Below are 14,493 nucleotides of genomic sequence, written 5' to 3' on the forward strand. Positions count from 1 at the left end.
GGAAATAGAAAGAATTTGACCAATTACCAATTAATATCCTAATGGAGAAGCAGGTTCAGGTTGTAATTCTGGTTGAGAAGTTGAAAATGACGATTTGGGATAATTATTAGATGTTGGTGGTAAGAAAATTGTCCCTTCAGAAGTTGGTGATACCATTTCCGTCCCAGGCTGTTCGGCTTCCTGTGCCATTTTGCTAGTCAGTGTCGCATTGGCAGTATTTAACTGTCGCTCATGACGTTGTAAGCTTTGTAGTTTACGGTACGAGTCACTCCAAAGCTCTTGAGAATATACTGTACAACCATAAACTATTAATGTCGCTACCACTAATAAAAATGTGAAAACGGATGAATAGCGATTAACTGTATACATACGTAGCAACCATGTTGGCATAGTCGCAGCATTACTCATTTTATTTAGAGTAGCAGTTGATTGTTTATCGGTCCCGGTAGGTTGTTTTTTACTCGTTTCTAAGCTGGAAATGCGGGTTGCTGTCTTATTTCTGCGAGAACCTAAAAAATTTAAATTTATCCAAGCATTCCGGGAAATAGGTGATTTAACTGCTATCGGTTCACTCAGAAGTCGGGAGAAATTCTGTGTCTTTTTATTCGGACTTCGAGAACGTCGTCTATTCAATGACAAAGGAAACTTGCCCCATAACCAGGCATTTTTTGGGGAAACTGCTGATTTACGTTCAAAAACCATAATTTTTCTGATGGTAAATACTTTATTTTTGACTTGATTGAATTTTACAAGAAAGACTGGGAAGTTTGAAAGCCCCTGAATAAGCATTGCGTAGCAATGCCTTATATGCTTTAGACAGGGGATGAAAAACGACTCAGGTGGTTTTAACCTAAAGTTGCATTAATTAGATCAAGAATTTGAAGCTATTCTAACTCTTAATCATGATCTATTCGTGTTACATATAATCTACAAAAATGTTACAAAAAAGAATGAGTTGAAATATGTAATCAAAAAGTCCTAAAAAAAAATCAATAAATAAGGTATCTTATTCAACAGGCTGCATATTTTATTGCCACAATTGGTGAAAGAGGAGTTATGAAGACAAGAATTTTTGGTTTGGCTCTAATGTTAAGTCTGGCTACCATGCTTGGAGCTTGTGAAGGTGGTAGTGAACCAGCAGGTACTACCAGTTCTCCAGCAGCAACCACAGGTGGCGAACCAGCAGATACTGGTGCTACCCCTGCGGCGACAACCTCTCCTGCGGCGACAACCTCTCCTGCAGCGACAACCTCTCCTGCGGCGACAACTTCTCCTGCGGCGACTACCTCTCCTGCGGCTACTCCCAAAAAACCTTAGTATAGGGTAATACATCGCCCTCGTGATTAGTTGACTCTTTAAAAATTATTTTTCACAAAACTCTACTGAGAAAGTTAGCTTAATTTGTGGATAAAGACTAAAGATTCAACTGCCTAATGGTATCAAGTTGGGTAAAAAACAGGAACATTCATCAGGTTTTGCTTCTGGGCTAGATTCAGTTCTCGCCCAGTTTGATTTTTTTTATGTTCGTTTTCACTTAGTCTAGAACCTAAAAGCTCTCCTTACGAGTAAGGTCAATCAGAGAGCGAATTATCAGCAATTAACGCTGTTTGACCAAGGTTAAACTACGTTACTTGTGTATCTCAGTAACCAAGTAAGATCAATGTATGTTGTTACTGCAATTTAGTACATCTCATTATTGTCGCAAAGCCCGATTGGCATTGGGTTATAAGGGAATTAGTTATCAAGTTGAGAATTTAACTCCAGGGCTGCATATTTTAAAGGTCAAGCCCTTAACTGGGTTAACGACACTACCGGTACTGTTACCCCAAATTGTCGGACAACCCCAAACTATTGCTGACTCTACAGAAATTTTCAAATTTTTAGAAGGCTATCAACCTGAACCTGCTCTATTTTTACCCAATTCAGAACAGCAAACTCAAGCTGCGATGTTGGAAGATTGGTTAGATGAAAGTATAGGAACAGCTACTAGGTTTGTATATTATCAATTTCGCGCTAGTGAAGGTAAGTCAATTGACCCTTCGCTATTTAGCCAAATGGTGATTAAAATAGTTAGACAACAATATGGTATTAATGATACTACCGTTGAATTAGCGCGAAAAAGACTCGCCAATGCTTTGTTAGTATTATCTGCATATTGGCAAAAAAGTGATTATTTAGTGGGTAGCCGCTTGAGTATAGCTGATATTGCGGCGGCGGCTTTATTGAGTCCTTTAGCATTGATTCCCGATTATCGTCAGGAGTATCCACAGGTTTTTGAACGAATTATCAATATCCACCAGCTATGTGCTGAACCATTACCACCTGGACTTGAGAAATTAAAAATTAGAAATTAAAAATTAAAAAAAATAGAATTTAGAACTCCAAGAGAAATTGATGAAACGCATACTGCTGCTTATTTTGAGCGTGACCACTAGCATTTTAATCGTATTAGTGGGTCATAGTGGTAAAGCAGTGATGGCATTACCACCACAAGAAGATATACCAGAAGAGATATTGCGGACAGAGATTATTCTAACAGTGCGATCGCCCATTGATGGCAGAATCCTCACGCCCGCAGAATATGCCGAATTGCAAGCACAAATCCAAATAAGTCCACCACCACGTTTAGCCTCCGGTATCCGCGATAAAGTATTTTTGCTGCAACTACGCAAAACATTATTACAACTTTTCCCATTTTTAAGTATTTAATCAGGGAATAGGAGGTAGGGGAGGTGGGGGAGGTTGGGGAGGTTGGGGAGGTTGGGGAGGTTGGGGAGGTTGGAGAGGTTGGGGAGGTTGGGGAGGTTGGGGAGGTTGGGGAGGTTGGGGAGGTTGGGGAGGTTGGGGAGGTTGGGGAGGTTGGGGAGGTTGGGGAGGTTGGGGAGGTTGGGGAGAAATTTCTTTCTGACAACTGACAACTAACAACTGACAACTGACAACTGACAGTGGCGACAAAGATGCAAGAATATGAATAGTTAAAAAGTAGATTTAGTTAATCACCATATATCACATAGGTAGCTTCATGTCCACAACCACGGTCGCCCCTGAACAGGTTAATCGCATTGTTGGCAATCAACATCACGATCCCTTTGAAATTCTGGGTTCTCATCTCATCGAGCAAAATGGTAAAACTGTCTGGGCTGTGCGAGCCTATCTCCCAAATGCCAGCGCTGCGTGGGTAGTAGTTCCAGAAGAACGGAAAGAATACCCCATGGATACAGTGCATAATCCACACTTTTTTGAATGCACCATTGAAACCCCAGAACTAAAAAATTATCAGTTACGCATTAAAGAAGGGGAACATGAGCGAGTGGTTAATGATCCCTACGCTTTCCGTTCTGCCCACTTAACAGAATTTGATCTACATTTATTTAGTGAAGGCAACCATCACCGCATTTACGAGAAATTGGGAGCGCACACCACAGAAGTAGATGGTGTCAAAGGCGTTTATTTTGCCGTTTGGGCCCCCAATGCCCGCAACGTTTCCTTATTGGGAGATTTTAACCTGTGGGATGGACGCAAACACCAGATGCGGAAAGGACACACAGGCATTTGGGAATTATTTATTCCCGAAATCGGTGTAGGAGAACATTACAAATACGAAATCAAAAATTTTGAAGGGCATATTTACGAAAAATCCGATCCCTACGGTTTCCAGCAAGAACCCCGGCCAAAAACCGCATCTATTGTCACTGACTTAAATTCCTACACCTGGAAAGACGAAGACTGGCTGGAAAAGCGGCGACACAGTGACCCCTTGAGTCAACCCATTTCCGTTTACGAAGTCCATTTAGGTTCTTGGTTACACGCTGCTAGTGCTGAACCTGCCAAATTACCCAATGGGGAAACTGAAGCTGTAGTTGTCGTTTCTGAACTAAAACCCGGCGCTCGGTTTCTGACTTATCGGGAACTAGCAGATAAACTCATTCCCTACGTTAAGAAATTAGGATATACCCATTTAGAACTCCTCCCAATTGCCGAGCATCCCTTTGATGGTTCTTGGGGTTATCAAGTAACCGGTTATTTTGCGCCTACTTCCCGTTTTGGTACACCCGAAGACTTCATGTACTTTGTGGACGAATGCCATAACAATGGTATTGGTGTCATTGTAGACTGGGTTCCTGGCCACTTCCCCAAAGATGGACATGGTTTAGCTTTCTTTGATGGTAGTCACTTGTATGAACATTCTGATTCCCGCAAAGGTGAACATAAGGAATGGGGGACTTTAGTATTTAACTACAATCGCCATGAAGTCCGTAATTTCTTGGTGGCTAATGCCCTGTTCTGGTTTGATAAATACCACATTGACGGAATTCGGGTTGATGCGGTTGCTTCCATGCTCTACCTTGATTATTGCCGAGAACCAGGAGAATGGTTGCCTAACGAATACGGTGGTCGAGAAAATTTAGAAGCTGCTGATTTTTTACGTCAAGTTAATAGCTTGTTATTTAGTTATTATCCTGGTGTGCTTTCCATTGCGGAGGAGTCCACATCTTGGCCAATGGTATCTTGGCCTACCTATACGGGCGGATTGGGCTTTAACTTAAAGTGGAATATGGGCTGGATGCACGATATGCTGGATTACTTCAGCATGGACCCCTGGTTTCGCCAGTTCCATCAAAACAATATTACCTTTAGTATGTGGTATAACCACAGCGAGAACTTCATGTTAGCTCTCTCCCATGATGAAATCGTCCATGGTAAGAGTAATATCATCGGCAAGATGCCCGGTGATGAATGGCAGAAGTTAGCTAATATCCGCTGTCTGTTCGCTTATATGTTCGCTCACCCCGGCAAGAAAACCATGTTTATGAGCATGGAATTTGGTCAGTGGAGTGAGTGGAATGCTTGGGCTGATTTGGAATGGCATCTATTACAGTTTGAACCACACCGACAGTTAAAGGATTTTTTCCAGTCTCTTAACCATTTTTACCGTTCTGAACCTGCTTTATACACTCAAGATTTTGACCAAGCAGGGTTTGAGTGGATTGATTGTACTGATAACCGCCATAGTGTGGTTTCTTTTGTCCGTCGTGACAAAAATTCTGACGATTTTATGATTGTGGTTTGTAATTTTACACCTCAACCCCATTCTCATTATCGTATTGGTGTGCCAGAAAAGGGTTTCTACACTGAGTTGTTCAATAGTGATGCGCGTCAGTATGGCGGTAGTAATATGGGCAATTTAGGTGGTAAGTGGACTGATGATTGGTCTTTGCATAATCGTCCTTATTCCTTGGATTTATGTTTACCTCCTTTGGGTGTGTTGATGCTCAAGTTGGATAAACAGAAATCTGCACAGGTAATGGAATAATCCTGTAGGGTGGGCATTGCCTACCCTATATTGTTTTTATGATTTACAGCACTTCTCGGTATTATGAGGTATAAGAACCGCCCCCTAACCCCCAATTCTGGGGGAACAAGAATTTGAAAGTCCCCCAAACTTGGGAGATTTAGGGGGCGAAATAGGCACAAAACTAAGATAGATAGGACTTGTGTGTACACCGTAGCTTAGAAAGGGGGGAAATTAATCAAAGTCCCCCTTTTTAAGGGGGACTTAGGGGGATCTAGAAGGCTTATTATAACTAGCAACTTGGGTTAATACAAGCGTTTGGGATTTTTCACGTCTGCAAGTTGGGATATCGCATTTTCATTTTGACATCTAAGAGGGTGTTTGAAAAGTTATGGTTGATGTATCAAATATTTTTTACCCCACCCTAACCCTCCCCTTGTAAAGGGGAGGGAACTGGATTTTTATTGTTTCCCCCCTTTACAAGGGGGGACTAAGGGGGGTAGCAATGTGATGAAAATTACGGAATACCACTTTTCAAACATCCTCTAATACGCAAGGACAAAAAAAATGATGCTAGGTAAAATTGTTTGGTTTGGTGGGTTTAATAATCAAAAAAATAAAGTCAATAATTTTGGTTTTATTGCTCCTTTGGGGGAAGAAAATACAGGAGATATTCGTGTTGATCGAGATGATGTTCCATTAGATGTACAAGAAATTATAGAGGGTAATAAAGGAAGGGGCGTATACGTTCAATTTGATATTGATGCAAAGCGTAATCGAGTAATCAACCTGAAAGTACCAACCTTTATTGGTGTTGTTAAGAGATATCAATTTGGGGGTGCATGGCAGATTACCTATAACGATAATTGTAAAATTAATTTCAGAAGTAAGACTCACTACGAAAGCGAAAGCCTTGTTGCTTTCAGTATTAAGGAAACTAAGGATAGGGAAGCTATGGAAATGGCTGAAATATTCGGAGAGGACGAAGAAATAAAATATAAACTAGCACCATTCCTATTAAGGACAATTAATGATGTACGAGAAGTTGATAATGATGAAAGAATAGTTGAGAAGTATGCTAATAGTAATATATTTCCACTGTTTAAAAAATTTATTATTGAATATTTATTATCTTTGCCCTTGGAGATAGCCGAAACTTTCGTTATTAATAAACTCAAAGATTTAAATGAAAATCAACAAGATTTTATCATTAAGGAAATCGCCGAAAAACTGCCAAATCTTCTAATTATTTCTGCGACATTGCGTTCGTACTTAAAATTTGATTCTTCTAGTCCAAATAGTTATATTGAATTCATAAATAGACAGATTAATCTAGTAGAAGAACATTTAAGAAAAGAATTGATAGATGAACTAATTAAGAAAGTAGAGCAAGCGGAAGAAAATGCACTTAATATATATTGGCAAGAGGTTCAATATTTACAAGATAACTTAGCTTATAAAAATTTCCTCTGGCATATTGCACCAGCAGAAAGAAAAATTCCAATAATTGCTGAATACACATCATCTATAGCAAAAGATGTTGCTGAGAAAGTGGTTCTTGAACATCTTAACCAGTTTAATCAACAAGAGCAAGATAAGTTGATTAATGAACTCATCAGAAATGCACCAAAAGTTATCTTGGCTTCTTCTAAGTTACGTTCTTATTTAAAATTTACAGAATACTATTTCAAATTCCAAATAACAGACAATAATTACGGCATTTTTATCAATAAGTACCTTCATATTGTAGATGATGAATTATTCAACGAGATAATAAATGAACTAATTGAAAGAGTAGAACAAGCAGAAGAAAAAGAACGTAATATATATTGGCAGCAAGTTCAATATCTACAAGATAACTTAGCTTATAAAAATTTTATCTGGCATATTGCACCAACAGAAAGAAAAATTCCAATAATTGTTACATATACATTATTTAGCACAGAAGATGTTGCTGAAAATGTGGTTCTTGAACATCTTAACCAGTTTAATCAAAAAGAGCAAGATGAACTGATTAATCAACTTATTAAAAATGCACCAACAGTTATCTTGGCTTCTTCTAAGTTACGCTCTTATTTAAAACTTACAGAATACGATTACAATAGTTATGGTATCCTTATTAATCAGTATCTTGATAGCGTAGATGATGACTTATTCAATGAGATAGTAAATGAATTAATTGAAAGAGTAGAACAAGTAGAAGAAAAAGAACGTAATATATATTGGCAGCAAGTTCAATATCTACAAGATAACTTAGCTTATAAAAATTTTATCTGGCATATTGCACCAACAGAAAGAAAAATTCCAATAATTGTTACATATACATTATCTAGCACAGAAGATGTTGCTGAAAATGTGGTTCTTGAACATCTTAACCAGTTTAATCAAAAAGAGCAAGATGAATTGATTAATCAACTTATTAAAAATGCACCAAAAGTTATCTTGGCTTCTTCTAAGTTACGCTCTTATTTAAAACTTACAGAATACGATTACAATAGTTACGGTATCTTTATTAATCAGTATCTTGATAGCGTAGATGATGACTTATTCAATGAGATAGTAAATGAATTAATTGAAAGAGTAGAACAAGCAAAAGAAAGAGAACGTAATATATATTGGCAGCAAGTTAAATATTTGCAAAATAATTTAGCTTATAAAAATTTTCTCTGGCATATTGCGCCAACAGGAAAGAAACAAGAAATTGTTCAACAGCGTGTTAAAACTTTTTTTGATATTATCTCTCGCTTTGAAGATAGCAATTATCCTTACGAGGAATATATTACTCATAATTGGCGTGAATTATATCAGTTCAACCAATCAGATAATTCGTTAATAAGGGAATGGGATGCTGATGTAAATTTTAATGATAATAAAGCAGCACAAATGATTTCAGCGCGTGGGGCTGAGAAGTTAGTAATTCGTTTTTATCAAGCTTTAGGTTATCAGGTAGAAGATATTTCAATTCATCAAGTTACTCAAAAAAGCAAAACCTGGACATTGGGGGATATTAGATTAGATTCTCAATATTTACTTGATGTAAAAAACAGTAGAAAAAGTGTTAATTCCAATTCTTACTCAGAATTTTGTGTTCCCCAATTCAAAGAATCTCGTGGTAATGATGTCAAAATCGTTGGTGTTTTATCACCGTACCTTCAAAAAAAATATATGCAGGGAAGAGAAAACCCTAAATTTCATGTTAAGAATCCTCAAGTACTAGGTGCTTTTGATAAAGCAAAGCTGAGTGAACTAGAAACAATCTTTAGTGACCGATTCATTAGTATAAATATGCCTAGAGAGTCTGATACTAATAAATACTTACCACCTTGGCTATTTGATTATGATCAGCGTTATTATAAACAACAGTGTGAAATTTTAATAGAATTGCAAAAGTTAAGCGACCAGGATATACCTAGTTGGGAAGATATATCAGTTGTTGCTCAAAATTCTATACCTTTATTTGTAGCTGCAAAACGTCCATTACCTCAAAATTGGGTTAATAATTTACCCCAGTGGCAGGTCAATTTCATCAATTTTTTGATTAATCTTCCTATAGAACGAATTACTTTGCCATATTTATTCCTGTCTATATTGAGGCATTTTTTATCAATGCTTTCTTACCGTGGAGGTGATTATAGTCCTAAAAGATATTTAGAAGTTTTCTATCTAAGTGAAAAGCAAATTAAGCCACTAAAATTATACGATCCTTTAAATATTATCGAAGATTTTTGTGATACTTTACAAACTCTTTGGGACAATCGTCAAGCATCTAGACTAGATGAATTCAAAATATTTAAATTCTCTGGTCAAGGATTACTGCAAGGTAAACGTACAGAATCCGAACGTATCCTGACAACAATTTTAGCTTATTGTGGTGGATGGGTAGATGGGATGGGAAAATGCGGATTTAGACCATTAGTAATTGGTAGAGAGCAAAATTGCCCCGGTTGTGGTCGTCTCATCTGCCCTCAAGATAACTGTGGTTTCTGTAGTGATAGATGTTCTGATTACATTGAAAGGAAAAAAAGGAAAAATAAGTAAGAGTAAGAGGTATAGATACAAAAATTATAGGCGATCGCCCCCTCAAATCCCATAGACGATCCCTAATCATTAGTATAATCCCCCACTCAAAACAAACTCAACTGCTTTCCTACATCACCTTGAGGTTCAACAACCGAAAGTAACTCATCTCGTTTTTTAGCTATCAACTCCAAATAATACCCACTGGAGTGCTTATGACTGTATCTCATTCGAGTGCATACCGCTATAATGATTGCAATGAATTATAATAATAATGGTTCAGAGGATGATAAATATGAGTGTAGTTATTCCTAATGAAATACTAACCACAACTCGCATGAATGAAGAGGAAATGAAACGAGAAATTGCGATTATGCTGTTTCAAAAAGAAAAGTTAACTCTTGCTCAAGCTAGTCGCTTTGCTGGTATGAATCGTATAGCATTTCAACATTTACTTGCAAGTTATCAAATCCCTATTCATTACGGAGTAGAGGATTTTGAACAGGATATCAAGAATTTGCGGGAGATGGGTAGACTGTGATTGTTGTCAGCGATACTTCACCCATTAATAATCTTGCAGCTATTAACCAGCTTCACTTATTACAACAGCTTTACGGAACAGTTCTAATTCCTGAAGCCGTTTATCAAGAATTAACCGATCCTGATTTTCCCGTAGCGGGTGCAAAGGAAGTACAAACTTTTACTTGGATTCAAATCCGTGCAGTTGAAGATCGGACGATGCTTAAAGCACTTAGCAGTGAACTTGATCCTGGAGAAGCAGAGGCTATAGTTTTAGCCTTAGAAATGAAAGCAGAACAAGTTTTAATTGATGAACGTCGTGGCCGCATGATTGCTGCTAGACTTAATCTCCATTATACCGGAATTTTAGGAGTTTTAGTAGAAGCCAAAAGTCAAGGTTTCATTTCTACTGTTAAACCTCTGTTAGATGATCTTATTAATAAAGCAGGATTTTGGGTTACTGAACCCTTGTATAAAAGTGTCTTACGGCTAGTTAATGAAACAAAGTAAAATCAGGTCAGAAGATTATGGGTAATTATTGAATCATAGATGCGATCGCCAGTAGGGGCAAACCCCCTGTGGTTGCCCCTAATACCGGGGTAGGCACGGAGGCGCTACCTTTATTTAAAATATTGAGTTATTAAATACACAAGAACATTATTTAGTCTAAGAATATCAGCCGATAAAGTTTCTTAACAAAAGCTCTACTGTTTAAGCTAAAAGTTAGACAGTGAAATGCTTTGAGAACTGTCACCTAACAGTTGAGGGTGGAGAATGTGGGATATATACTATGCTAGGGATCAATAGGTGATCCCCTTCTCAGTTTCCCCCAAGTGAGTTTCCCAACCTTGCTGGTAAATATGCTCAATGTCTTGCTCACTAGGACATTTACCCCGTCTTAACGCCTTTCTCCCTCTGAGAAAAGCTTCTGTATATCCTGGTCTAGTCATTTAAGGTTGGCGATCGCTAAATTTTCCCTGCTGTTTTTAATTCAGTTTCAACTAACTCAGTTATACGCTTACTCATATCCGTATTTTGTTCGGTGCAATATGCCTTAAACAGCCTACGGTAATCTTCTGGTAAGCTAACGCGGACTTGTACCATATCTGTTTTATTGACTTTCTCGTTGTTTTTATCCATAAGGGACTTCCAAGAAATAAATTATCCTGATTAACGAACCACAGAGGCGCAGAGGACACAGAGGAATAAGGGTTTGAGAGATTTTTGCATTAGGTTGTTGAGTATTTTTTTATTTGGAAGTCTCTAAGTATTTTCCTATATAGCCACTATAGCCACTAATTTCCAAAATAGCATTAGTGGCTACATAGCATTTTATTACCATTTAGCCAATAAAATATAAGAATTGTCTATATATCCACTGTAGTCAAAACTGGCTATAGTGGCTATGTTAAATATAAAGCCAATTAACGATTTATTACTGATTAATTAAGACTAGGAGTTACGCATTGACAAGAAACTTTAAATGACTGGTTTGTTGTATACGTTTGAACTGCAAATTGCGATCGCCCGGTAAATGCACAGGCTAACACTTAGTTTCTAGCTTTACAAAAAGATTACATAGCTGGAGAATATCAGCCTATAAATTTTCTCAACAAAAGCACCCACTACTAGATATAATTTTCTGTAAGTTGAAAAAAACATTAAGATTAGCGTAAAAATTACATTAAAATAAAGATTACGCTTCTATTAAACTGACTAGCTAAATACCCAAATTAGGAGGAATATATATGGCTCTCGTACCAATGCGGTTGCTTTTGGATCACGCTGCTGAACACGGTTATGGTATCCCCGCTTTTAACGTCAACAACTTAGAGCAGATTCAAGCAATCATGAAGGCTGCGGTGGAAACAGATAGCCCCGTAATCTTACAAGCTTCTCGCGGCGCTCGTAATTATGCCGGAGAAAACTTCCTCCGTCACCTGATTTTGGCTGCGGTAGAAACCTATCCTGAGATTCCCATTGTCATGCACCAAGATCATGGTAATGCTCCTTCTACCTGCTATTCAGCTATCAAGAACAACTTCACCAGCGTCATGATGGATGGTTCTTTGGAAGCTGACGCTAAAACCCCTGCCAGCTTTGAATATAACGTGAGAGTTACCAGCGAAGTTGTCAACGTTGCTCACTCTTTGGGTGTCAGTGTTGAGGGTGAATTGGGTTGTTTGGGTTCTCTAGAAACCGGCGCGGGTGAAGCTGAAGATGGTCATGGTTTTGAAGGGACTCTTGACCATTCTCAACTATTAACTGACCCTGATGAAGCTGTTGACTTCGTAGAAGCAACTCAAGTAGATGCTTTAGCTGTTGCTATCGGCACAAGTCACGGTGCTTACAAGTTTACTCGTAAGCCTACAGGTGAAATCTTGGCTATTAGCCGCATTGAAGAAATTCACCGCCGTTTACCTAACACCCACTTGGTTATGCACGGTTCTTCTTCTGTACCTGAAGATTTATTGGCACTCATTAACCAATATGGTGGCGCTATTCCTGAAACCTACGGTGTACCTGTGGAAGAAATCCAAAAAGGTATCAAGAGTGGTGTGCGTAAGGTAAATATTGACACCGATAACCGTTTGGCTATTACTGCGGCTGTGCGTGAAGCTTTGGCTTCCAATCCCAAGGAATTTGATCCTCGTCACTTCCTCAAGCCTTCTATTAAATATATGCAAAAGGTTTGTGCTGACCGTTATGTACAATTTGGTACTGCTGGTAACGCAAGCAAGATTAAGCAAGTTTCTTTAGAAGATTATGCTGCTAAGTATGCTAAAGGCGAATTAGCAATGAGAGCGGCTGCTAAAGTTTAATTTGGCAGTATGAGAATTAGGGCATAGCATTGCTATGTCCCTACAACAATAAACCAGGTAACGTTAATGTTTCCTGGTTTTATTAATTAATGTGATAGACTTAAGTAATGGCATAAATAAGGCTATCTGTTATGACTACCAATTTACAATCTACATCCTTGAGTAGTTATCTTTATGAGCAGGATTATTGTTCGTGGCTAGAAACGACAGCTAAGTTATTGCGTAATCATCAATTAGATCACGTTGATTTTGAGCATTTGATTGCAGAAATAGAGGACATGGGGAAAGAGAAAAGACGTGAACTTAAAAACCGACTCATAGTTTTACTCATGCACTTACTCAAGTACCAATATCAATCTGAAAAACGTTCTTCTAGTTGGGTAAGTACAATTTGGGAACAGTTTTATCAAATTGAATCTTTATTGGAGGATAGTCCTAGTCTCAAACCTTATTATTTAGAACTATTTTCTGATTGTTATTTAAAAGCTGTTCGCGCTGCTAGTACGGAAACTAAATTACCTATTGATTCTTTTCCCACAGAGTCTTCTTTTCTCCCTGATGATCTGACTAATCCTGATTTTATCACCATGCAATTAAGTTCAGAAATTTAATCGCAAATCCAGTTTCTTTAATTGATTGCCTAAAGATACTAATAATAGTAAGATGTGAAATTTATTGATTGCAATGGGCAATAAATCTGTTGGGAAAAAAAGGCCAAAAAATAGGGGGAAGTTGAACTTTCCCCCTGTTTATCGTTGTGATGATCATTTGACTTTTGATTTTCTTTGAGTTTCTGTCTGAGCATCTGTCTTTGTTTTTTTAGTTGCCATTTTCTCGCAGCACCACCTCGGCCTTTATCGTTTCTGCCCTTGTAGAGACGTTCCATGGAACGTCTCTACGATTTTTTTCGGAGATGTCTACTGTATTTTGGATTCAGTGAGAAAATATTTCAATCTGCAAGTAATTGTTTTAATTTTGTTGAATATGACTATGTAACATCACCAAGGTTTCCGCTAATTGACTCAAGCGATTTTCTAGGTCTTGTTTGCGTCCTAAGAGTTGCCTTAATCTTTGGTGACGAGCGATCGCTATACTAACACTAGGAACTTGTTCAACTGGACAGGGACGAGACCAGACCTGACCGGCTTTATCTACTCCACATAGTCGGTAGTCAGTATGTAGTGGTTTATGAGATTCTTTTTCACCATTAGCACAAATTTCTTCTACATAGTCCATGAGACGCTCTACTTCTGCATGGCGTAATGCTGCTGTTCCTACTGTTTCTGGCTCTTGGGCATTGGATTCCAACCAGCCATTAATAATTGGACCTTCTAAGTAAATATCTTGAATATTTTGGACTATTCTTTGTAATTCTATTTGCCAACTAGCAACTTTTTCTTGGATTTCTTGGAGCATATTCATCGCCAGGGCTGGGTTAGCGCCGTGACGATGATTGCTGAATGATGGAGTTTTAAATTTAGGCAGAGTTGGCGTTTTTTCTCCATTGTCTTGGGCTGGAAAAGCTGGGACAGAATCATGGTGGGGAAATAAATTTGCCTCTGGAATTTTATGATTAACTGGATCTGCTTCTAAGTTATTATTGGTTTGGGCGGTAGTTGGGGAATTTTCTCTAGATTCCTGGGGACGGATACTAATGCGAAAGGAAAAGGAACGTTTGGTTTCATCACCTATTTCTGTGGTGACTTCATCATTGCGAGTTCCTAAATCATGTAATGTTGCCTCGATCCGTTTTAACCCTGGTTTCATAAGAATATCCTCAAATTTATGGTCTTGATCAAGAAAGAATTCAGGAGTACAAAAAGGTGGCGATTGTGGGGATAC

At 38.1% G+C, this 14,493-nt stretch carries 14 protein-coding genes; 9 read left to right on the plus strand and 5 right to left on the minus strand.

Annotated features, from left to right (window positions below; all coding sequences use genetic code 11):
- Window positions 1-30: 30 nt before the first annotated feature.
- Window positions 31-702 carry a hypothetical protein gene (locus tag HGD76_RS08745; protein WP_168695553.1) on the minus strand — a complete coding sequence of 224 codons (672 nt, stop codon included), beginning with the start codon at window positions 700-702 and terminating at the stop codon, window positions 31-33.
- Window positions 703-1,056: 354 nt separating this feature from the next.
- Between HGD76_RS08745 and HGD76_RS08750 the strand changes: the two genes are divergently transcribed.
- The 3 genes from HGD76_RS08750 to HGD76_RS08760 all read left to right on the plus strand — a co-directional run bounded on the left by HGD76_RS08750 (window position 1,057) and on the right by HGD76_RS08760 (window position 2,709).
- The gene (locus HGD76_RS08750; protein WP_041458057.1) at window positions 1,057-1,317 is read left to right on the plus strand and encodes a hypothetical protein; all 261 of its coding nucleotides are present in this window, start codon (window positions 1,057-1,059) and stop codon (window positions 1,315-1,317) included.
- Window positions 1,318-1,664: 347 nt separating this feature from the next.
- Entirely contained in the window at window positions 1,665-2,354 is a 690-nt protein-coding gene (locus tag HGD76_RS08755; RefSeq protein ID WP_168651051.1) for a glutathione S-transferase family protein, read from the plus strand.
- A gap of 40 nt (window positions 2,355-2,394) precedes the next feature.
- Window positions 2,395-2,709, plus strand: a complete 315-nt coding sequence (locus HGD76_RS08760; protein ID WP_168695554.1) for a hypothetical protein — start codon at window positions 2,395-2,397, stop codon at window positions 2,707-2,709.
- On the opposite strand, the gene HGD76_RS25275 is transcribed toward HGD76_RS08760, so the two are convergent.
- Window positions 2,710-2,925 (minus strand): hypothetical protein, encoded by a 216-nt coding sequence (locus tag HGD76_RS25275; protein WP_233467124.1) that lies wholly within the window; start codon window positions 2,923-2,925, stop codon window positions 2,710-2,712.
- Window positions 2,926-3,022: 97 nt separating this feature from the next.
- On the opposite strand from HGD76_RS25275, the gene glgB reads away from it, so the two are divergent.
- From glgB to HGD76_RS08785, 4 genes are all read left to right on the plus strand, one after another.
- Window positions 3,023-5,314 carry a 1,4-alpha-glucan branching enzyme gene (glgB, locus tag HGD76_RS08770; protein ID WP_168695555.1) on the plus strand — a complete coding sequence of 764 codons (2,292 nt, stop codon included), beginning with the start codon at window positions 3,023-3,025 and terminating at the stop codon, window positions 5,312-5,314.
- 546 nt (window positions 5,315-5,860) lie between these two features.
- Window positions 5,861-9,331 carry a preprotein translocase subunit SecA gene (locus tag HGD76_RS08775; RefSeq protein ID WP_168695556.1) on the plus strand — a complete coding sequence of 1,157 codons (3,471 nt, stop codon included), beginning with the start codon at window positions 5,861-5,863 and terminating at the stop codon, window positions 9,329-9,331.
- Between the two features lie 274 nt (window positions 9,332-9,605).
- Entirely contained in the window at window positions 9,606-9,851 is a 246-nt protein-coding gene (locus HGD76_RS08780; protein WP_053540774.1) for a UPF0175 family protein, read from the plus strand.
- Window positions 9,848-10,339, plus strand: a complete 492-nt coding sequence (locus tag HGD76_RS08785) for a PIN domain-containing protein (RefSeq protein ID WP_168695557.1) — start codon at window positions 9,848-9,850, stop codon at window positions 10,337-10,339. Before HGD76_RS08780 ends, HGD76_RS08785 begins: the two co-directional genes overlap by 4 nt.
- 290 nt (window positions 10,340-10,629) lie before the next feature.
- Here HGD76_RS08785 and HGD76_RS08790 read toward each other — a convergent pair whose 3' ends face one another.
- Together HGD76_RS08790 and HGD76_RS08795 are read right to left on the minus strand one after the other, a co-directional pair.
- Entirely contained in the window at window positions 10,630-10,779 is a 150-nt protein-coding gene (locus HGD76_RS08790; RefSeq protein ID WP_168695558.1) for a hypothetical protein, read from the minus strand.
- Between the two features lie 16 nt (window positions 10,780-10,795).
- Window positions 10,796-10,969 carry a copy number control protein gene (locus HGD76_RS08795; RefSeq protein ID WP_168695559.1) on the minus strand — a complete coding sequence of 58 codons (174 nt, stop codon included), beginning with the start codon at window positions 10,967-10,969 and terminating at the stop codon, window positions 10,796-10,798.
- A gap of 608 nt (window positions 10,970-11,577) precedes the next feature.
- Between HGD76_RS08795 and fba the strand changes: the two genes are divergently transcribed.
- Both fba and HGD76_RS08805 read left to right on the plus strand, forming a co-directional pair.
- The gene (gene fba / locus HGD76_RS08800) at window positions 11,578-12,651 is read left to right on the plus strand and encodes a class II fructose-bisphosphate aldolase (protein ID WP_148764048.1); all 1,074 of its coding nucleotides are present in this window, start codon (window positions 11,578-11,580) and stop codon (window positions 12,649-12,651) included.
- A 131-nt stretch (window positions 12,652-12,782) separates the two neighbouring features.
- Window positions 12,783-13,262 carry a DUF29 domain-containing protein gene (locus tag HGD76_RS08805; protein ID WP_168695560.1) on the plus strand — a complete coding sequence of 160 codons (480 nt, stop codon included), beginning with the start codon at window positions 12,783-12,785 and terminating at the stop codon, window positions 13,260-13,262.
- A 358-nt stretch (window positions 13,263-13,620) separates the two neighbouring features.
- Here the strand turns inward: HGD76_RS08805 and HGD76_RS08810 are convergent, their stop codons facing one another.
- Window positions 13,621-14,418: a hypothetical protein gene (locus HGD76_RS08810; protein WP_148764042.1), complete on the minus strand. Its 798-nt coding sequence runs from the start codon at window positions 14,416-14,418 to the stop codon at window positions 13,621-13,623.
- Between the last annotated feature and the right edge of the window lie 75 nt (window positions 14,419-14,493).

It is taken from the genome of Dolichospermum flos-aquae CCAP 1403/13F (assembly GCF_012516395.1).
GTDB classification, from domain to species: Bacteria; Cyanobacteriota; Cyanobacteriia; order Cyanobacteriales; family Nostocaceae; genus Dolichospermum; species Dolichospermum lemmermannii.